At 41.4% G+C, this 21,116-nt stretch carries 19 protein-coding genes, 1 tRNA gene and 1 pseudogene; 5 read left to right on the top strand and 16 right to left on the bottom strand.

The window, feature by feature from the left end:
* Window positions 1-17: 17 nt before the first annotated feature.
* Window positions 18-302, bottom strand: a complete 285-nt coding sequence (gene groES, locus IGI92_RS04155) for a co-chaperone GroES (protein WP_005225291.1) — start codon at window positions 300-302, stop codon at window positions 18-20.
* Between the two features lie 217 nt (window positions 303-519).
* Here groES and IGI92_RS04150 point away from each other — a divergent pair, with 217 nt between their 5' ends.
* On the top strand, window positions 520-1,164 hold the full coding sequence (locus tag IGI92_RS04150) for a CPBP family intramembrane glutamic endopeptidase (RefSeq protein WP_008377239.1): 645 nt from the start codon (window positions 520-522) through the stop codon (window positions 1,162-1,164).
* Window positions 1,165-1,207: 43 nt separating this feature from the next.
* Here the strand turns inward: IGI92_RS04150 and IGI92_RS04145 are convergent, their stop codons facing one another.
* From IGI92_RS04145 to IGI92_RS04100, 10 genes are all read right to left on the bottom strand, one after another.
* A complete protein-coding gene (locus IGI92_RS04145; RefSeq protein ID WP_430608157.1) occupies window positions 1,208-2,638 on the bottom strand; it encodes a 6-phospho-beta-glucosidase in 1,431 nt (476 codons plus the stop codon).
* Window positions 2,639-2,663: 25 nt separating this feature from the next.
* Complete coding sequence (locus IGI92_RS04140) at window positions 2,664-3,956, bottom strand: PTS sugar transporter subunit IIC (RefSeq protein WP_005237388.1); 1,293 nt, start codon at window positions 3,954-3,956, stop codon at window positions 2,664-2,666.
* Window positions 3,957-4,111: 155 nt separating this feature from the next.
* Window positions 4,112-4,849: a MurR/RpiR family transcriptional regulator gene (locus IGI92_RS04135; RefSeq protein ID WP_034872439.1), complete on the bottom strand. Its 738-nt coding sequence runs from the start codon at window positions 4,847-4,849 to the stop codon at window positions 4,112-4,114.
* 42 nt (window positions 4,850-4,891) lie between these two features.
* A complete protein-coding gene (locus IGI92_RS04130; RefSeq protein WP_005237390.1) occupies window positions 4,892-5,698 on the bottom strand; it encodes an MBL fold metallo-hydrolase in 807 nt (268 codons plus the stop codon).
* Between the two features lie 55 nt (window positions 5,699-5,753).
* A complete protein-coding gene (locus tag IGI92_RS04125) occupies window positions 5,754-6,608 on the bottom strand; it encodes a two-component system regulatory protein YycI (RefSeq protein ID WP_005237391.1) in 855 nt (284 codons plus the stop codon).
* Window positions 6,609-7,919, bottom strand: coding sequence for a YycH family regulatory protein (locus tag IGI92_RS04120; RefSeq protein WP_086372670.1), 1,311 nt, complete (start codon window positions 7,917-7,919; stop codon window positions 6,609-6,611).
* Entirely contained in the window at window positions 7,916-9,757 is a 1,842-nt protein-coding gene (walK, locus tag IGI92_RS04115) for a cell wall metabolism sensor histidine kinase WalK (RefSeq protein ID WP_008377228.1), read from the bottom strand. Before walK ends, IGI92_RS04120 begins: the two co-directional genes overlap by 4 nt.
* A gap of 3 nt (window positions 9,758-9,760) precedes the next feature.
* The gene (yycF, locus tag IGI92_RS04110; protein ID WP_010747607.1) at window positions 9,761-10,465 is read right to left on the bottom strand and encodes a response regulator YycF; all 705 of its coding nucleotides are present in this window, start codon (window positions 10,463-10,465) and stop codon (window positions 9,761-9,763) included.
* 132 nt (window positions 10,466-10,597) lie between these two features.
* The gene (locus tag IGI92_RS04105; RefSeq protein ID WP_430608154.1) at window positions 10,598-11,458 is read right to left on the bottom strand and encodes a DegV family protein; all 861 of its coding nucleotides are present in this window, start codon (window positions 11,456-11,458) and stop codon (window positions 10,598-10,600) included.
* Entirely contained in the window at window positions 11,451-12,017 is a 567-nt protein-coding gene (locus IGI92_RS04100; protein WP_275626302.1) for a DUF1836 domain-containing protein, read from the bottom strand. Before IGI92_RS04100 ends, IGI92_RS04105 begins: the two co-directional genes overlap by 8 nt.
* A gap of 269 nt (window positions 12,018-12,286) precedes the next feature.
* Between IGI92_RS04100 and IGI92_RS04095 the strand changes: the two genes are divergently transcribed.
* Together IGI92_RS04095 and IGI92_RS04090 are read left to right on the top strand one after the other, a co-directional pair.
* Window positions 12,287-12,359 (top strand) — tRNA-Lys (locus IGI92_RS04095).
* A gap of 149 nt (window positions 12,360-12,508) precedes the next feature.
* Window positions 12,509-12,678: pseudogene (locus IGI92_RS04090) on the top strand (ISL3 family transposase); the annotation flags it as partial.
* A gap of 348 nt (window positions 12,679-13,026) precedes the next feature.
* Here the strand turns inward: IGI92_RS04090 and IGI92_RS04085 are convergent.
* From IGI92_RS04085 to IGI92_RS04070, 4 genes are all read right to left on the bottom strand, one after another.
* Complete coding sequence (locus IGI92_RS04085; protein ID WP_016621797.1) at window positions 13,027-13,278, bottom strand: type II toxin-antitoxin system Phd/YefM family antitoxin; 252 nt, start codon at window positions 13,276-13,278, stop codon at window positions 13,027-13,029.
* A 391-nt stretch (window positions 13,279-13,669) separates the two neighbouring features.
* The gene (locus IGI92_RS04080; protein ID WP_005237399.1) at window positions 13,670-14,158 is read right to left on the bottom strand and encodes an AAA family ATPase; all 489 of its coding nucleotides are present in this window, start codon (window positions 14,156-14,158) and stop codon (window positions 13,670-13,672) included.
* Window positions 14,159-14,696: 538 nt separating this feature from the next.
* Window positions 14,697-15,086 (bottom strand): DUF4430 domain-containing protein, encoded by a 390-nt coding sequence (locus tag IGI92_RS04075; protein ID WP_430608151.1) that lies wholly within the window; start codon window positions 15,084-15,086, stop codon window positions 14,697-14,699.
* Window positions 15,087-15,173: 87 nt separating this feature from the next.
* Window positions 15,174-17,651: a vitamin B12-dependent ribonucleotide reductase gene (locus tag IGI92_RS04070; protein WP_430608150.1), complete on the bottom strand. Its 2,478-nt coding sequence runs from the start codon at window positions 17,649-17,651 to the stop codon at window positions 15,174-15,176.
* 141 nt (window positions 17,652-17,792) lie between these two features.
* Between IGI92_RS04070 and IGI92_RS04065 the strand changes: the two genes are divergently transcribed.
* Window positions 17,793-18,332, top strand: coding sequence for a hypothetical protein (locus IGI92_RS04065; protein WP_430608147.1), 540 nt, complete (start codon window positions 17,793-17,795; stop codon window positions 18,330-18,332).
* Between the two features lie 559 nt (window positions 18,333-18,891).
* Complete coding sequence (locus IGI92_RS04060; RefSeq protein WP_430608146.1) at window positions 18,892-20,319, top strand: APC family permease; 1,428 nt, start codon at window positions 18,892-18,894, stop codon at window positions 20,317-20,319.
* Window positions 20,320-20,434: 115 nt separating this feature from the next.
* On the opposite strand, the gene IGI92_RS04055 is transcribed toward IGI92_RS04060, so the two are convergent.
* Complete coding sequence (locus IGI92_RS04055) at window positions 20,435-21,073, bottom strand: TetR/AcrR family transcriptional regulator (RefSeq protein ID WP_420657451.1); 639 nt, start codon at window positions 21,071-21,073, stop codon at window positions 20,435-20,437.
* Window positions 21,074-21,116 lie beyond the last annotated feature (43 nt).

The following is a 21,116-nucleotide window of genomic DNA, read 5'->3' as shown; positions in this document are numbered from 1 at the left end:
AGTATTTTTTATTTTTCTTATTCTACTACTGCAATGATATCTTTTGCAGCAACGATCAAATATTCTGTTCCTTCATATTTCACTTCTGTGCCAGCGTATTTTTCAAACATTACTTGTTCGCCAACGTTGACAGCAACAGGAGCTTTTTCACCGTTTTCGAGCGTGCGTCCTTCGCCGACTGCAATAACGGTACCCGTTTGTGGTTTTTCTTTTGCTGCTGATGCAAGCACGATTCCGCCTACAGTTTTTTCTTCTTCTTTTGCGACTTCGATAATCACACGATCACCTAATGGTCTTAACACGATAAATCCCTCCAATGAATGTTATAGAATTTAGTATTAGCACTCTCTTGTATCGAGTGCTAACTTACAGTTTCAATATTACTCATTTTCCCAAATTTTTGCAAGCCTTTTGCTAAATTTTTTTTGCATTTCTATTTGATTGATAAAAATAGTAGGATTTTTTGTTTCTAGAAGCAACCTAGTCTATAATGAAGCAAAGGAGTGTGAGGAAACAACTATGTCTTTATCAAAATATTCTTTGTCCACGATTCTTACTTACGGCATCGTCTTTTTTCTACCGATCGCCTTCATCCCTAGCGGACATCAAGTGGCCGCAACAACGATTGGTTATTTAGTTGGTGCTGCGATCATGTTTTTCTTGTATTTCAAACAAACGGAACCGTTATCGTTTGAACACAAAAGATCAAAAATTTCATCGATTCTTATTTATGGACTGACAGGTATTATTGCAGCGATCTTGTTACAAAATCTAGCCATTTTTATCGAATCACTTTTCGGTGAAGTCAGTGCTTCGCAAAATACCGAAAATATCATTGCTATTGTGCTGCAAAACCCACTGTTCGCCCTCGCGGCAATGGTTGGTGGACCAATTATGGAAGAATTTGTCTTCCGCAGAGCCTTAGTTGGCATCATTGGGAAATACAGCAATGTTTGGGTCGGTGTAGTGGTCAGCGCTGTAGCCTTTGCCTTTGCCCATAATGACAATCATCTCTTAGTCTATATTTTCTTAGGACTGTTCTTTTCTGGGCTTTATGCCTTGACCGGCAGCATTTGGACTTCCATGATTACCCATGTGGGAATGAACACTTTAGTTATTATTATTCAGTTGTTGCTTCATTACGGCTATATCCAAATGCCCTAAAGAAAAAAACGCTACGCAGAAATTTTGCGTAACGTTTTTTTCTTTATACCTTCATGCCATTGGACGCAATCACTTGCTGATACCATGCAAATGAATCTTTCTTCCGACGATCAAGGGTCCCATTTCCTTCATTGTCTTTGTCCACATAGATCACACCATAGCGTTTCTTCATTTCCCCTGTACCAGCAGAAACCAAGTCAATGATGCCCCACGGTGTATAACCCAATAAGTCGACGCCATCATAAGCTACTGCTTCTTTCATCATTTCGATATGGGCTTTCAGGTAATCAATACGGTAGTCATCATGGATCTGTCCATCCTCTTCCACTGTATCTACGGCACCAAAGCCATTTTCTACAATGAAGAGCGGCAATTCGTAGCGTTCGTTGAACCAATTCATGGCGTAGCGTAAGCCCACGGGATCAATCTGCCAGCCCCATTCGGAAGCATCAACATAGGGATTATCCACCAGATCTTGGCTCTCATCATAGTCATAGGTTGGATCATTTTCCTTACCTTTGATCGCAAAAGACATATAGTAACTAAAGCCGATGTAGTCAACACAGCCGTTTGCCAAAATTGCTTCATCTTCAGGGGTGATATCTAAATCAAATTGTTTTCTCTCAAAATAGCTACGCATATATCTCGGATAGTGTCCACGGGCATGCACATCTGAAAACCAATAGCGGCGCTGCATGGCCACCGTGGCTGCCATCATGTCTTTGGGATCGCAAGAATACGGATAGATTGGACACATCGCGATCATCGATCCGATTTGAAACGCAGGATTGATTGCATGCCCTAGCGCCACCACTTTCGCACTAGCAACGAGTTCGTAATGGGCTGCTTGGTACATGATTTTTTCTCGGTCTTCTCCTTCGGTAAAGAACAGACCGGAATTGGTAAACGGCGCAAAATCTTCTTTGTAGTTTGCTTGATTGTTGATTTCATTGAAAGTCATCCAATACTTCACTTTCTTTTGATAGCGCGTAAAACAAACTTCTGCAAAGCGGACAAACAAATCGATCAACTTACGGTTACGCCAACCTCCGTATTCGGTAACTAAATGATAGGGCATTTCAAAGTGAGAAAGGGTAATAACCGGCTCAATGCCATAGCTTAAACACTCATCGAATAATTGATCATAAAAGGCCAAGCCTTCCTCATTCGGCTCGCGTTCATCACCTTTTGGAAAAATACGGGTCCAGGCAATCGATGTTCGGAAGCACTTCAACCCTAATTCGGCAAAAAGCTTGATGTCTTCAGGATACCGATGATAAAAATCGATCGCTTCATGATTGGGATAGCTTTCGCCCGGTTGGATACCTTCCGTGATTCGGCGAGAAATTCCGTTGCCTCCTACAGTCATGACATCAGCGACACTCACGCCTTTTCCACCCGCACGATAGCCGCCTTCCAATTGGTGAGCAGCGACTGCGCCACCCCATAAAAAATCGTTTCTAAGTTTATTCATTTCTGTTCAACCTGCTTCCTTGGTATTAAACGATCTCTGTTTCTTGTTTATAGTTCAAACTATCGACCTTACGAATGAAAGGATAGTAAATAAAGAAGCCGATTGCTAAAACAACAAATTGTAAAATAGCGGTCCGGATGCCCCCTACTAGAAATCCTGAAATGATCGGCGGGGTCGTCCACGGAACTTGCACAGCAGTAAATAACGGTACGATACCAGTATAAAGTGCAAAATACGTGATCACGCCTGAAACCATCGGTGTCAAAATAAATGGTAAGACCATGATTGGGTTCATGACGATCGGTGTCGCAAAAATAATTGGTTCATTGATATTAAAGAATGCTGGGATCAGGGAGAGACGTCCTAATTGTTTGAACTGCGCTGAACGGGCAAAAGCCACCATGTATAGCACGATGCCAATTGTCATTCCTGCACCAGTTACCGTCATAAATTGATCTAAAAACTGTTGGGTCACGATGTGTCCGCCATTTTCCAATGTCAATGCTTTACCAGATTCAAGAATAGCCGTATTTGCTAATGAATTGGCTTGTAAAATCGGCCCCATGATGCCGCCCACGATCGTCGAACCATGAACCCCGAAGAACCACAAGAATGGTACTAAGAAGCCTAGCATCATTGCACCGCCAAGAGAATCCGTCACACCTTGCATTGGACTTTGAATCACGGTGTAGATCCATTCGACCACGGTTGTCTGAAAGACTTTATCAAAGAAAACATAAATGCCTAATGCGATGGTCGTCAAAACAGCTGCCGGAATCAACGCTGTAAATGAGTTTGCAACATTGGTCGGTACTTGTTCTGGCAGTTTGATCCGGATGTCGCGTTTTAAGAACCAAGTATAGCCCCAACCCACAAAAAGCCCTACTAAGATGGCACTGATCATGCCTTGTCCACCAGTCCATGTTTTATCAATGACATTTGCGATGGTCACATTTGCTTCAGCATCCGTTACACTTGACTCCATAGTTAATAAGAAAATAACTAAACCAATCATTCCTGCTGGGAGTCCTTCGTAACCTTCTGCTTTTACATACGAATAGGCGATACCCATTACGGCGAAAAAGGCCATAATTGCAAAAGAGGCGCCATAGGCTTGGTTGAAGTATTCACCTAAGCCGCTATTCGTTACCCAATCCGCAATCGACTGGACGGGAAAGTTTGCTAACAGTAAGAAAATCGATCCTACGATTGAAAAGGGCATCGTATAAAGCATACCGTTTCTTAATGCAGTGATTGCTTTCGTATTAACAAATTTTAATATTGGGGGTAATAATTTCTCATTGATCCATTCGTTCATCTCACATCACTCCTAAAATAAAATTCCATCCACCGGCCAGTGAATTCGCTTACAAATAAATCTTAATGGATAATATTCCCCTTGCCTATAGCTTTTCTAAGTTATGAAACATGTTCCAACAAAAAAAACAGCCGAAGCTGTTTTTTTACGATCGCTTAGATTTGCTTGTAGACTTGATGGGCTAGAAGTTCGATCAATGTAATCACCGGGACTTGCGTTGTCAGGTTCAAATCGACTTCTTTTCCGCCACTTACGACGGGCATATAATACGATATATTGTAGTCTGCCATTTGGGCGATCGTCGATTTTTCATCATTGGTGATGCTGAGTACTTTTGCTCCATAGCGTTTGAAGTCCTCCGTTTGCTTGATCATTTGAATGGTTTCACCCGACACCGATAAAATGATCGCTAACGTATTTTCCATTCCGCGGGGCGGTACTGGCAAAAAGGGATCAACGATGCTATAAGCATTGATGCCTAAGTTGGCAAAATAGCGACTGCCATAGGTGCCCAGAATGCCGCTTGTGCCGATACCGGAAAACGCCACATGGCGTGCGGAAAGAATCAATTCTACTGCCGGCTGGATAAACTTACGGTAATCTTCATTATTGACTTTTTTTAAGAATGTATTGACTTGAATCGTTGCATCATAGAAAAGATCAAACGCTCGTGCGTCTTGTTCCTTTTTTTGACAGATTGCATACTTTAACTCTGAATATCCACGATAGCCCAATTTCGTGATACATCGTAAAATCGTCGACGTTGAGACGTGGCATGCAGCTGACAATTCGCGAATCGTCAGCTGATCGATCTCTTCAAAATGCTGGACAATGTATTTATAAACTGCCATTTCAAGCTCGTTCAAAGTCTTGATTTTTTCTTCATCAAACATCCCACTGCCTCCACCCAACAAATTCATCGCTCTGATGATCGATTAGATCGCAAATAATTCCGTCGCTTTGTCAGGATCGGTATCAAAGACTTCAAACGTTTCTCCAACACCTAGATCATGTTCTTTCATGGTGTTGACCATCGTTAAGTGCGCCAACTCTTTCAGGTTGTTTTCTTTACTTAAATGACCAAGATAGACCCGTTTGGTGTTGTCGGTCAAGATATCCGTCATGACAAGTGCGCCATCTTCATTCGATAAGTGACCGCGATCTCCAAGAATCCGCTGCTTGAGACTCCATGGATAAGGACCCATTCGCAGCATTTCTAGGTCATGGTTGCTTTCCACAAGGTACGCATCGGCGCCTTTGATAATGCCTCGCACATGATCGCTGCAATAACCGGTATCCGTCAACATCACGAATGATTTGCCGTCTTTATGGAAACGATAAAATTGCGGCGCTGCAGCATCGTGAGAGACGCCAAAGCTTTCAATGTCCAAGTCACCCAAGGTCAGCACTTTTCCCATTTCAAAGATATGTTTTTGTTCGACAGCGACGTTACCGATCATTGGATCCATCGCTTGCCATGTTTTTGTATTCGCATAGACATCAAGTTTGTATTTTCGTGCCAGTACTCCAACACCGTGGATGTGGTCCCGATGTTCGTGGGTCACAAGAATGGCGTCCAAGTCTTCTGGTTTGCGCCCTACTTCATCCAATAATGAAGTGATCTTCTTGCCGCTCAAACCGGCATCCACTAAGATCCGCTTTTTATTGCTTTCGATATAGAGCGAATTCCCTGAGCTTCCGCTGGCTAGAATACTTACTTGAAAGGCATTTTCCTTCATCATGGTTTACGTGACTTCCTCTCTGGTTGTTTCAACGAGTTCCATTATACCCGCTTTTTTATGGATTTTCTACCTTTTGAACGGCATTATTCGTGATGATCCGATTGCTAAAGGCATTGACCGTTTCGATTTGGATGGTGTCATCGCCATCTAATTGGAAAGCAATAAACCATGCAGGAATATACACATTTTTTTCCCTAACCTTCAAAATCATCGTATAGGCTAATTCCGTCCAGAGAATTTTCGAGTGACTTGGCAGCTTGTTGTTCAGATAAAGCGTATTTACTGCTTCTTTTTCTGAATAGACCGTCATCTTTTCCCTTAGAGGCGTAATATTGGAGATATGTGTTTGCGTATAACGGGCAATCTGCAGTAGATCATCCGTTTGTTCTAAGGTGATATCGATCCGACTTGAGCTGTCATTGAAAGGAATGCCTTCATACGACTGGACCGCCACCACCGTCGGATGATTGGCGTTCAAGACAGAGAGGTTTTCCAAATAGTCATATTCATCCCCAAACAGGACTTGGTCTTTACGTTGCAAGAAACCATTGACGGTTTCTTCCGTTTGAGAATCATCACTGATATAAAAGCCATTGGTTGAGACATGGATCAACTGCTGCCCTTTGACCGTCGACCCTCTTTTGAACTGAGTATTGAGTTGCGGATTTCGTAGTTCTGCCTCAAAATCCGTCTGTTCACCGCTCAAATAATAGCCACTCAAGACCTCGTCTGATAATTCACCAGAATACCGAATGTCCTCAGAATCGAGTCGTTGTTCGATAGGAATCGTTTGGTTTGATTGTGAAACCATCTGATGCTCGCTGCGAGCCTCACTATAAACATTGAATAAAAAGACATTCAGACCAAGAAAAGCGAGGAAAAAAATCCATTCGATTCGTTTAAAATCCAATTAATTCTCCTCCGTTTCTGCTAATTTTGTCATTAATGCATCATAGCTAATCCAAGACGAGTCATAATTGACATACCAAGCAGGTGTCAAATCAACCAGTGGTGCATCTTTGATCTCCCCCCATTGATAGCCGACGATGATCTGTTGCAACAGCTCTGGGTCAGCCCCTGCCGCAATCAAATCATTTTTGACTGACAAACTAGAAGGCAATTCAATCTCCGTTTCAGAAGGAATCGGCACTTGAATTGCGTTCAAGCTGGCAGAAATCGTCATTTCACGACTGCCGGTCTGACCACTTTCTGAAAAAGCGACACTGATCACCCCTTGGCCGCCAGTACTAAAGACTGGATAGCCTTCGACGAAAACCCGATAATCCAAGTGTTTGTCTTGTTGATCAAAATAGCGGATCGTCCCAAAGTTATTGCCTAGACGAATAATGTAATCCGCACTCAACATTGCCAGATCCATTTCATCGGAACCGTCTGTGGTGGTTTCAAACTTGACTTGCTGCTGATCTTGCAAGACCGTCATGTTTTGCCCACCTTCATAATAGTAGGTATCGACACTTTCGTCGTTGATCTTGACATTTTTAGGATTGCTGAAAAAGGCTTCTCGGAACAAACTCTGAGACTGTGTCGAAGAATAGTAGCTGTATTTTTTTAGCTTGATCGAATCCTGCGTATAGTATTGATTGCTAGATCGTTCTTGATCAGTCCTCATTGCCGTCCATTCCCGAGGATTGTCTGCTAGCAAGTGTTTTACTTGGCTTTTATCCCAGTCGATCTTGCCTCGAACTACTCGTTGATGGGTAAAGTCAACAAATTGGATCGTATTTTCTTCGAGATCAAACTGGATGCGAGAAAACGGAAAATCCTCTGTTTCACTTTCGTCCTCTAAGGACAGTTCTTTATCAAAGGTTTTCTCGTAATCTTTCAAGTAAAATGTCGTATAGTAGTTTAAGGATATTCCTTGATCGACCTCTTGGGCTTTCGAAAAAGCCTGTTCTTCACCATAGGTTCGCAGGGTCAAATCACTGATCGTTGCCTCGTTGATCACCTCTTGGATCTCTCGAATCACCGCTTCAGAGTTGGTTTCTTTGATATCCTCTTCATCATTCCATGTTAGATATAGGGGCAAAAACAAATCGCTTTTTTGTTTGTACGTTTGAACCGAAGGATTGACGCCAGTATCTGTTTCGGTGCTGGCATTGTTGAACCCGGTCGGATTTAGCCAAATCATATAGGAGAAATAAAAACTCAATGCGATCATCACGATTAAACCTGCTCGAATGATTTTTTCTGAGATTCTCATACCCACCAATCCTCCTCATACGGTTCATACGGCAACATAATGTAAAATGTTGACCCGCGATTTTCTCGACTTTCCGCCCAAATCGCACCGCCATGAGCTTTGATGACTTCACGTGAGATCGCCAACCCTAAGCCGGTACCTCCTTGTTGCCGGGCTCGAGCTTTATCGACTCGGTAAAAACGATCAAAGATCTTCGTGAGATCTTTTTTCGGAATTCCTAGTCCTTGGTCATTGATGCTAAGGACGATGTTGTTATGAGTCTCCATCAATTTCACCGTAATAATCCCACCATCTGGCGAATATTTGATGGCATTATTCATGATGTTGTCGATCACTTGGATCATTTTGTCCGTATCGACTTCCACCCACAATTCTCGTTTGGTGAACTCCCGACGAATCAAATATTTTTTGCTTTCATTCGTCACCATCATGTCAAAACGATCCAACACGAAATTAACCATCTCATTGAAATTGATATATTCCAATTGCAGTTGCGAATTGCCGCTATCCATCCGTGACAAACTCAATAGGTCATTGATCATGCGAATCATCCGATCCGTTTCATCCAAGGTCACTTTTAGAAAGTTCGGTGCAATTTCTGGATCTTTCCAAGCACCCTCACTCAGCGCTTCGATGTAACTACGCATACTCGTTAGAGGTGTTCGCAACTCATGGGAAACGTTGGAGACAAATTCTCGCCGTTCCTGCTCATTTTTTTCTTGTTCCGTGACATCATGCATTACCGCAACTAGACCGGAAATGAACCCGGACTCCCGACGGATCATGGAGAAATCAATGCGCAAGATCAAATTTGTTCCCGTCAAATCATTGCTAGGACGTTCCAAAAGCATGTCTTCAGGATTCTCCAAAAGTTTTCGCAACGTGTATTCTTCATCGATTTCCAATAACGTCAAAATCGACTGCCCGATCGCTTCTTCGTTAGTGACATTCAACAAGGACATCGCCATCTCATTGATGGTTATGACTTTGCCTCGTCGGTCGGTGGCAACTACGCCATCTGTCATGTGGGATAAGACACTATCCAAGCGATTTCGCTCGGACTCCATCGCCTCTTGAGTCTCTTCGATTCGTTCCCCTAGTTGATTGAAGGTTTCCGCCAATTGTCCCAATTCATCTTTCCCATGAATCGCGACCTTGCGGCTATAATCTCCTTTAGCGATGCGAATCGCTTGTTCCCGCATCTCTCCAATTGGTTGGGTAATCGAACGAGAGACCAATAGTGCCACAATAATCGAAATCACTGCCGCAATCAGCGAGGCGGTAACAAAAATGACAGCCGTCGTACTGACTTCATTGTACTTTGACTCTAGATTGCTCCGTAAATAAAGGGTTCCTAAAACGGTATCCCCAGTCGGTGATTGGATCGACTGGACGATATTGAACACCCGCTGACCGCTGGATTCATCATAAAGGACTTCACTGCGGTTCGTATCGTAATCACGGTAATCATTTTTTTCACCCACCGAGCCACGATCATTGATATTGGTGGTTGCACGAATAATCCCTTGCTCATCCACCACCCGCATCTCCAAAATTTCTGAAGAGTTGGTACTCGTTAAGATTCGATTCAAGGAAGCATTCATGGAATCCCAATCCAATCCGTCATCATTATCCATGCGACTCAATTCAGAGCCTAATGTCACCACTAACGTGCTGGCCCGTGCCTCCATGTCGCGTTTGAAGGCATCGACCGTTGTTCTTTCCAATTCGCGAATAAAATACGCCCCGATAATCTGGATCGCAATCAATAAGATCAAGATAAAAGTCAGGGCGATTTTGAAGTTCACCGATTGAAAAAAGCGAACTTTATTTTTCATAGCTTATTCCTGTTCGGGGTTCCGCAAGTAATAGCCCACTCCGCGACGAGTAACCAAATAATTTGGATGGCTCGGGCTGTCTTCGATTTTTTCACGCAAACGGCGCACCGTCACGTCAACGGTTCGGACATCACCAAAGTAGTCATAGCCCCAGACAGTTTGTAATAAATGTTCTCGGGTCATCACTTGACCAAGATGTTTTGCCAAGTAGTGCATCAATTCAAACTCCCGGTGCGTCAGTTCGATGGCTGCACCATTTTTAGTGACCATGTAGGCATCGGGATGAATCGTTAAATCACCAATCGTTAATTCACTGTTGGCATTGTCGTCTGCTTCCTTCGCAGCTGCCGAGCCGCGACGCAGATTGGCTTTGACGCGGGCCACCAATTCCCGGTTTGAAAATGGTTTGGTTACATAATCATCCGCACCAAGCTCAAGGCCTAGTACTTTATCGATTTCAGAATCTTTGGCTGTGACCATGATGATTGGCATGTCATGGGTTTTGCGCACTTCCCGTGCAACTTCCAACCCATCCATTTTTGGTAGCATCAAATCAAGCAAAATCAGATCAGGATCGACCTCGGCTACTTTTTCTAATGCCTCTTCTCCATCATAGGCGGTATATACTTCATATCCTTCTTTGGTTAAATTAAATTTGACGATATCAGAAATTGGTTTCTCATCGTCCACGACTAGGATCTTTTTCAAAAATGTCACCTCAATTTTTTTGGTTTCTTACTTATTATACATTATTTAAACAGGCTTTTCATCTTTCCCAAAAACCGCCGCCTCATTCTTAAGGAAAGCACAAAAAAAAGAAAGGCGCGGGGCCTTTCTTTTTTACTCTTCTAAGAGTTGAATACCGATCCCTAACAACCCAGGACCCGTATGGACAACTAACGCGGGAGAGATTTGCCCAAACAAGATTTCTTTGACCTTAGGAAATTCGGCTTCTAATCTTGCTTTCATCTCTTTGGCTTCTTGTAGTGCATCACCTTGGGCCACGGCTAAACGCACATGGCGATGATCACCGATGAATTGCTTGATCAAGTCAACGGTTTTGTCCAAGCTTTTCTTCCGTCCACGAGATTTTGCGACCGTATAGTAGATCCCTTCTTCATTACAAGAGATAATTGGATTCAATTTCAAAGCATTACCTAAGATGGATGCGACAAGACCGATCCGGCCGCCTTTTTGTAAATACTCTAAGGTAGCTACGTTGAAAAAGACTTTGTTTTTCGGTACTTCATTCGTTAATTGTTCCCGCAATTCTTCCCAAGTCACGCCTTTTTCTAACAGTTCTGCCGCACGAATCGCTTGCAGCCCTGCACCGATCCCAATATTTTTCGTATCAAGTACAAAAACCTCAAGATCCGTCCGTTGTTCACCTAACAGTCGAACGACATTAAACGTTCCGCTCAATCCGCTGGAGATGGTTACGGCAAGGACTTTTTCATACCCATCGGCTTTGATCCGATCAAAGATTTCCCCGATCGCCGCGCCATCAGGTAACGAGGTACTAGGGATCTCTTGTGGCAAGCGCTCATAAATTTCTTCGGCAGTAATATCAACTTTATCGGTATAGGTTCGATCCTTGTAGATTATTTGCAATGGCAGCATATACATGCCGTATTGCTCCATGATCTGTGCGGGAACATCGGTACCTGAATCAACTAATAGGGCAATTTTCTCTTTATTCATGGGCTTCTCCTTTATGTGTTTCTAAATAAATGACTTCTAATTCGATTGTTTTTTCTGCCAATAATTTATTAGCAAAGGAACGCGTTGCACCTTTCATGGCCACTAATTCAATTGGGATCGGTTCCGACGTCATTTGTTCGGGTTCTCCCATCGCTTCTTTACCGACAAGGTGGATCGCTTTTTCTTGTTCTTCACAAAATACATTGTAGGCATTTCTGATGCCGACGACTTTCCCTTGAAAAAGGATCCCCGTCTTTATTTCAGGAATCGTCAACACTTGCTTCAGCATCGTGATCGCAATCAAAAATGCGAGATGCTTTTGGTTGTAGCGTTTTTTCTCTGGTGCGGGGATCATCCCTTTTTTGACATAATTATTGACCATAGAAGAGGTCAATAGCGGATGTTTTTCTGTTTGGATCACAGGTGATAAATATTGGTCAATCAAAGTGATTACCTGATCCATATACAGTTCCAGGGTTGGCAACTCTTCCCATCTCGGCAGATGGAATTTCAGCAATGAATTGCCCCAATTTTTCATGTCTGCTTGTAATTTTTTCATGTCATCCTCCATTTTGACGAACAGAAGGTTAGATTATCGTAAACTAATCATCTAGTTATGATAACTAGATACATTTTATCACGGTTTTCTGAGTTTTTAAAGCAATCTGATCAATCTTTTAAGAATTTCCTATCATTTGAAATTGGGGAACGAATGGTGTTTTTTTAAGATAACCCCTGATTTTCAACTGAAAAAAGTGCACATTTTTTTCAAAAGAATGATTGATTTTTAAACACCGGAGTGCTAAGATAATGAAGTACTTTTGGTACGGGCCGTTAGCTCAGTTGGTAGAGCAGCTGACTCTTAATCAGCGGGTCGCGGGTTCGAGCCCCTCACGGCCCATTGGGTGCCAAACCCACGGAACAGGTAAATGTTGGTGCGAAAGCATTTCGAAAACATTTATGCTGTTCCATTTTTTTGTTTATAATTATCACCTTACGAATAAAGGGTTTTTTTGATAAGAAGATTTCTTATTCGAAGAGGTCTGTGTAAAACTTCAAAAACTTTTGAGCGATGAAGAAGGCATCTCAATACGATTCTCTCCCTTACTCAAACGATGACTCATTTACCGATCACGAAACGAGTATTCTACAGATTTAAATCATTTGAGAACATGAGAATTAGAATCATTTTGATCAATCAATTAATCAAAGTAAGCTAACAAAAAATCTGAGCCAGAATGCTATTCATTCTGACCCAGATTTGATTTTGTACGACTCATCAGTCCTTGTTGACAAAGAGTCGAAATAGTTTAGCATATTATATCCCACGTTCATAGTGTGACCAAACAGAGAGAATCGTGATCGTTTTACTCTCTTCTTCCACGCTGTAACCAACCTGTGTTTGATATTGAGACGTCTTGAACAGTAAGGTAATCCTGGTAATTTTTCGTAAGGCGGCGGTGTTTGAAAAGGATTTTCCTTAATGACTTTGATCAGTTCATCAAACTTACTAGTTAGATTGATACTCTTCAATTTAGACAAATCTTTGCGAGCATTCTTTTTGATCTTTACATTCTATCCCAATCAATTTCACCTAAGTCTTCACTTTCTTCATTCTCAAAGTGTTTGATCCGATCAAGTACACCCACATTTTGTAAGTTGAGCGGTTCTTGTAAGGAGTTCCAATCGCTCTTACTAATCATGCTGACGCTTTCTTCCTCTTTTGTACTCGCAATTTCTACAGGTTGACTGTCAGCCACAACATGCTTAATGATTCCATAAAGGTTTTTTCTTGCATTCGTTGGTGTAATTACTTCCATGTTTTCTCCTCCTTCTATTTAAAAATCTTAAGCATATTATAACGTACGTAAATAAAGAGGAAGAATATACTTAATTTTTCTTACAAGTCTTCAAGTCTTTTAGTAATCGTTTTTTGTGCCGTAATTTGTGGTTTCGATTGCTCAAATTGGTTACTGTTTGCCGTCCTATTTACCAAATGGGCGGTTTCTTGTATTGATTCTTGGTCTTTAACAGCTGCCATAGTCATTTTGTCTTCAGCGGCTTGCTTTTTGATCCGTTTATTAATCGAAGAATGCAACAAGAAAAGAAATTGCCAATCACTGTTTTGCTTCTAGTATGACTGTCCTTTGTGTCCTGCACAGTAATAAGACTAAATGTATTGAAAAGGAGTAAAAACATTTTGATGCTACTTCATTTATTCTTTTGCTCAATCACTACTTCATCTTCATTTATCGGTTCTTCGAATCCTGAAAAAAACCGTTGAAGGATTTCTTCTGTAATAGGAAAAGCGGAATTTGCAGTCTGGACTTTATTTCTGATCGCTAATCGTTTTCGTAAAGTGTCATAATCAGCTTTTAGATAGATTACTTTAATCGTCACATCATATGCTGCCAGTAGTTCTCTATAAGCGTCTCGGTGACTTTTAGCCCAAAAACTAGAATCGACAACTACGTTTTTTCCTTCTTGAACAGCCCTTACTGTAAGCTCTTTCAATTTAACTGAAGATAATGACGAAACTTTTGCATATTTTTCCGAAGGGTAATCAACACCATAAACGCCATAGTCTTCCCAAATTAATTCATCTATTGCTAATCTTACATAACCTTCTTGCTCTTTTTGTTTTGAGTAAGTGGTTTTGCCTGCACCACTAACGCCACACATCAAAAGTACCTCAACCATTATTCTCCTCCTACCTTTTCTGATCAATAAACAAAGAGAACGAAAAAACCTTATTTGTAATCAACGCTCGTGTTTTAGACCACTGTTCGCCACCCACATCTGATGATACAATGATAACATTGTTTTTATGAACAACAAGCAGATTGGGAAACAATCGCAAGAAAAATAGTAAGTAAAACCATATATTAGAGAATAGAAGCGTTAGCCACTTAAGCTAACGGATAAATCAAATTTTTGTCCATTTCCACTCTACTATAAAAAAATTATTTTCTACAAAAAATAGGAACGCAAGCCAAAATACGAAAGAAACATCATGGCTAAAACTTATGTATGTAATGGTATCTTTATTTCTATTATTCCAATTTTAAAATAAAATAAGCCACCACTCCAAACTATGATAGAAAAACAAGAATAGACTCTTGAATAGAACGTGAATGCAAAACTACCTCCAAAATCAACGCAAGAGTCTATCTGTATAGATAAAGATCTTTATGTGCAAGTTCTTTTGCACCAATAAAGATCCTTAGAATCAAACAAATCAGAATGCTTTCAAATCAAATGTAATGATATCATTGTTTTTTAAAATCAACGCTTGTGCCCCTTTATCGGTCATTTCGTCATTGACGGTATAGACCCAAAATAGATTGGCTTTTTGATCTTGGCTGATGCCGTTGATCGAGGTGATAAAGCCATCTTTTTCTTTGATCGCAAAGTTTTCTTTCATTACTTCCAGCAGCGACTCATTTTCTCGGAACATTACTTCTTTTGAGGTCACAGCTTCTTGATTTTGGATGACGATCGTAGCTGTTCCTTGTTCTTGCTTCAAGGAACTTTGCTGCGTGCTTTCTGGCGTTACACTTGCCTGTTGGCATCCTGTAGCGACGAGTAGTGTGCTCACTAGCATGAATACGACAAATACTTTTTTCATCTATTTCTTCCTCTCCAATAGTCAAAATACTAATCGTTTTTCTATCCAATATGCGGATAAGAGTTATTTTATCAATCCCGTTTTTTCTTAGAGCCCGCATTTTAATTGGATTTTACAGTTTGTGCAGGTACTACAGCCGCCGATTTCCTCAATGGTTCCTTCATGGCAGATGGGGCAGATTTCACCAGAGACGACGGGTTCATCTACTTGAACGACAGGCAGCGGTTCAACTTGTGCGGTCAGCTCATTTTCTACCGCTTCTAAGGTAAGTACTTGTGAATCTCGGCTGCCGTCTACATAGACGGTCCCTCCTTTGGCTCCTCCTTCATAAAGATCTCGATAAACCTTGGCTACTTGGCTTACTGTATATCCTTTTGGTGCATTGACCGTTTTTGAAATGGAGCTATCCACCCAACGTTGAATGGTGCATTGCACACCGACATGCTCTTCGGGCGTCAACTCCATAGCGGAAATGAACCATGCCGGCAACTCCGCTTTGGTGCTTTCAGGATGATCCATCAGGTATTCGTCAACGATCTCTGCATTGATTTCAATAAACTTACCTAGTCGACCGCTTCGAAAATAAGAAAAGGAGTAGTAAGGTTCTAAACCAGTTGAAACTCCCGTCATGGTGCCTGTCGATCCTGTGGGCGCAACGGTCAAAAGATGAGAGTTGCGAATGCCGAATCGCAGCACGCCTTCGCGGATGTGCGCTGGCATTTTTTTCATGTATCCTGTATCGATAAATTTCTTCCGCAACGCTTGCGTCTCTTGGTTATTTTTTCCAATCAGGAAGGGAAAGCTGCCTTTTTCTTTCGCCAATTCAATGGATGCCTCATAGGCCGTGACTGCCATTGCCTCGAAAATTTGATCAACGAATTGATTTCCTGCTGCTGATCCGTATTTTTTCCCACAGTAGATCAGCAAATCTGCCAAGCCCATAATCCCTAACCCAACACGTCTTTCCCCTTTCGCCTGCTGCTCATTTTTGTCAAAAAAGTAAGGCGTTGCGTCAATAACATTGTCTTGGAAACGAACCGCTGTCTTCACGGTTTCTTTTAGTTTGGCAAAATCGACGGTTCCTTTTTGACGATCCGCCATGTTTGCGAGATTGATGGCTGCCAAGTTACAGGCGGCATAAGGGGTTAGGGGCTGTTCACCGCACGGATTGGTTGCCACGACTTTTTGTCCGTATGCTGTAGCATTCGTCATCTTGTTGGCATTATCGATAAAGAAAATACCAGGTTCAGCAGAATACGTTGCACAAAAAGTAATCAACTCCCATAACTCACGAGCTTTGATCCTTTGATAGGTTTTGACTTTATGACCAGCAGCTCCCCATTCTCGCACATCACCAACTTCCGCCCATTTTGCATCATATTGCGCCATCTCTGCTTCCGAATAATTGTCAATATCTGGAAAGCGCAGCTCATACCATCCATCTGTCTTCACTGCTTCCATGAATTCTTCTGTCAAGCAGACTGAAATATTCGCGCCAGTTAAGAAATCACTTTCTTTTACCGCATAGCTGCCACCTATTCGCAATTTTTCTTTGGCCTTTTGGATCATGTCATTATGTTCCTTATCTGACGATTCAGGCAGTTGCGCTAGATAAGTGAACATTCTTTCTTCCATTTTTGTCAAAGGGTCAAATTGCAGTTTTTCATTGATCAGTTGTTTGATTGCTGTATTCGTGACTGTTTTTTTCAGGTGAAGCAATACAGCAGGATTTTGAATTTTAGAAAGAATAAACGCAAAAATATCTGGATGCCAATCTGCCATCATAATCATCTGCGCTCCGCGACGACTACCACCTTGTTCGACAAGGTTCGTCAAGTTCGCCAAATCGTTCAACCAAGAAACTGCTCCAGAAGATCGACCACTGACGTCGTGGACCACACTTGATTTTGGTCGCAAGGTCGACCCATTGGTTCCAACCCCGCCACCTCGACTCATGATCTCCATAACTTCTTGTCGATGAACAGCAATCCCTTTTCGGGAATCATGGATGAAAGGCATCACAAAGCAATTGAAGTAGGTAACTTGAGAATTTGTTCCTGCTCCATAAAGTACTCTGCCTGCGGGAATTAGGTTTTGCGCCACGATTTGTTGGTAAAACGTCTCAAGGAAGCGCTCCTGGTCATGGGACTCGTTGGCAGAAATCCCTTTGGCAACACGATGCGCCACTTGCTCAAAAAAGAGTTCTAACGGTTTTTCAATGTCACTTTTTCTTCTTTTCACAAGTCCACTGGTTTGTTCATCAGTATCTTCTAACGCTGAACGATAGGCCTCTTCCACTTCGATAGAGACTAGTTCCCCATCGATTGCTTTCACAATACCGATTCCTCGTGCAGGATATTTAGGATCAGCTTTCGTTGTCAAAATCACCAAATCATCCTTACCCAACGTTTGATGGGTTTGATCCTTGAATGAGTAACGATCCAACATAATCAAACGAGCGATTCCCTCAAATGTTTTGGTCATTTCCGGTGTGATCGCCGAAACTTCTTGGAACAACTTGATATCCTCGTTCAATTTCTCAATCGTTTGTTTTTTGTAGTCCATTTCTTTCCCTCTCCTTCTAAAAACACAACATATTGTGCTCTGTTTTTATTATCGTACTATATAATGTGTATTCCAATCTTGAATTATATTATTTTCCATGTATAATGAGAATGATTATCAATTAGAAAGTCGGCGATTTTCATGCTTCCTCCCCAATCCAAGGTATTCTCCGTTCAAAGAATTTCTCATTTAGCACTGCTCACCGCAGCGTGTATCGTTGGACGGTTAGTTTTTGTCTTTATCCCTAACGTTCAGCCTATGAGTGCCCTTTTATTTTTAGTGGCTTTTTCTTGCTGCTTAACCGATGCGTTGATGATTGCCTTGCTAAGTTTGCTCGGAACAAATATCTATTTAGGCATGGGTCCCTGGACGATCAGTCAATTGGCTGCACTTACCGGCACCATCGTTCTTTTTCAACAGCTTGGAAAAATCCCGATCATCAAGAAAAATCGTATCCTGCAAGCTTTCTTTGCCTTTCTTTGCGGACTTCTTTATGGCTTGATCGTTTCGTTGATGGAGGTTTGGCTGTATCAGTTTCCTTCGTTTCTTGCCTATTACCTTCAAGGACTACTGTTCGATTTCTTCCATGCCAGTGGAAACTTCGTCTTTTATTTGCTTTTATGGCCAGTATTTGAGCGAATAACACCCAACTCCTATAAATTGAAGAAAAAAAACCAGTGATTTCGATGGAATGAAGAATCCGGCTAACTTTGTTTTCGTGTTTCTTTGAAAGAATGTTAGCGTAAAGTTATTGTTAGAAAAACAAAAAAGCTACGACTACTCTTCTGTTTCCTTTGCTTAAAAATCTATCCAAAAAGTACCAGTGAAAAGCCTTTCGAAAGGGTTTCTTTCATCTTTATGCGTCCATTCATTTAAATGAAACGTTCTCTATTTCATCCACGCCCTTGACCGAATGTAGTAGCATTTCTTTCAGATTATTAATGAATGATGATGTTTGCTTTTTCTATCATCAGAAATTTATTATTTTTTTTAAATAACAATTTAATTTTTCTTGACCAAAAGAATTCAGAGGTTTATCCTAACTATGGAAAATCAATGACTGGATAAAAAAGAGCAGCTGAAATTTTTTTATTCAATTTGACCTTTGACATTTGTGAAAAAGTGCATAAGAAACTTGATAGTGATCAAGCGCTTATGGAAAGAAATTTTTTTCTCACTAAATGTCAAAAAACGCTCTATTTTAACCAGTCAGAAAAATCATTTTAAGAAGGAGAAAGCGATGAATGAGAAACAATTACGCTGGTATAATATTGCGCTGATGGCGTTCGTCTCTGTTTGGGGACTGGGAAATGTTGTAAACAATTACGCTCAACAAGGATTGACTGTTGTTGTTTCGTGGCTATTAATTATGGCTCTTTATTTTGTACCCTATGCATTAAGTGTTGGTCAGTTAGGATCGACCTTCAAAGAGTCAAGTGGTGGGGTCTCCTCATGGATCAAAGAAACCTCAACAAAGCGGTTGGCTTTTTTTGCTGCTTGGACTTATTGGGTCGTTCACGTGCCCTACTTGGCACAAAAACCCCAAGGAATCTTAGTATCCTTGAGTTGGTTATTTAAAGGAAATGGTACATTTGTATCGACGATGGGTTCCATGGAAGTCTCGTTGATTTGTTTAGCTATTTTTCTATTCTTTTTATGGATTGCCTCTAAAGGATTGACGACCTTAAAAATGATTGGGAACATCGCGGGAACAGCCATGTTCGTGATGTCGATTCTTTTTATTCTTTTAGCAGTCACCGCTCCAGCAATGACTGGTGCTGAAATTGCTACACCAAGCATGTCATCTGTTTCAACCTATATCCCTAAATTTGACTTTACCTATTTAACCACGATCTCGATGCTGGTATTTGCGGTAGGCGGCTGTGAAAAAATCTCGCCTTACGTAAATAACACAAAAAATCCTGCAAAAGAATTTCCAAAAGGCATGATCTTTTTAGCCGGTATGGTGGCGTTATGTGCCTTGCTCGGCTCGATTGCTATGGGGATGCTTTTTGATGCCAACCATATTCCAGAAGATTTGATGGTCAACGGCGCTTATGAAGCCTTTCAACGACTTGGAAACTTCTACGGAATCGGCAACTTCTTTGTCATTCTTTATTCCATCGCCAATGCGTTGGCGCAAATCTCTGCTTTGGCCTTTTCAATTGATGCCCCATTGAAAATATTACTGTCTGATGCTGATTCAGAATTTGTACCAAATGGCTTAGCAAAACTAAACAAAAAAGGAACACCAGTAAATGGATATATTATGACTGGTATCCTGGTAAGCATTTTGATCATTATTCCAGCACTAGGAATCGGCAATATGACCGAACTGTACCGTTGGTTGCTGAACTTGAATTCAGTTGTCATGCCACTGCGTTACTTATGGGTCTTCTTAGCCTTTATGCTAGTCAACAAACACGCCAATCGCTTTACTTCCGATTATAAATTCGTGAAAAACACCAAAGTTGGCTTTGGGATTGGCTTATGGTGCTTCTTGTTCACGGCCTTTGCCTGCATTTTAGGGATGGTTCCTAAGCTTGATTATGCGGCAGATCCGCAAGCTTGGTTCTTCCAATTGGCCTTAAATATCATTACGCCGATCGCCTTTCTTTTGATTGGCTTGATCTTGCCAATCATTGCGAAACGTGTAAATAAAAAATAATCATTTGCTCAAAAAAGAGGTGTCCGACAACTATTTCGGTTGTCGGGCACCTCTTTCTTTGTAAATGAACTTCTCCGCCGCGTGCGGTATTTGGTCCATCCTCTTACTGAAGCGTTCATTCCTCTTTGTTGTGCTCTTTGTTGTCCTTTTTGATTCCATACTTGATCCACTGCACCTTATAGCGGAAATCTTTGATCAGCTCTTTTGCGGTCCATTCATTCGAAATAAAATCTGTCAGACTATCCATCACGACCGCCATAATAAAGTAAAGGAAACTGACGGCTTCTTGCGTATCATGGATCGTGAAGCGATTTTCTTCCAACAGCTCCAACCATTGGCGAATCATGGGCGAATCGTCAGGGATCGCATCGCGCTTCGTCCAGGCATTGCTTTGGGTACATAAGTGGATCATTTTCCAATGATCATCTTCAGGTGACCATTGACTGCACCAAGCCAAGTATTCTTCGATCCCTTTGAAAAAATCATTTTTGTTGCGATTGATAAACGTAAAAATCGCAGAATGGATTTGGTTGGAATAGTTGGTGATCGCATAGTCATAGGCATCTTCTAAGTTTTGAAAGTACTTGTAAAACGCCCCTCTAGAAATGTGCGATTTTTCGACGATGGCAGAGACCTTGACTTGACTGATATGCTTGCTAAAAAATTCTTCTAAAAGCACGGCATCGATTTTTTCTTTTTTCTCTTGTTTTAAATGAAAAAATGTTGTACTTGGCAAGGGATTCTCCTCCATCATTCGCAATCTACTCCCTCTATTATAAACAAATCCCTCTACTTTT

The sequence above is a fragment of the Enterococcus sp. DIV2379 genome, assembly GCF_050542965.1.
Classification (GTDB): Bacteria; Bacillota; Bacilli; order Lactobacillales; family Enterococcaceae; genus Enterococcus_D; species Enterococcus_D entomosocium.
The sequence above is the reverse complement of the archived record's forward strand: the minus strand, read 5'-3'. Positions and strand labels throughout refer to the sequence as shown.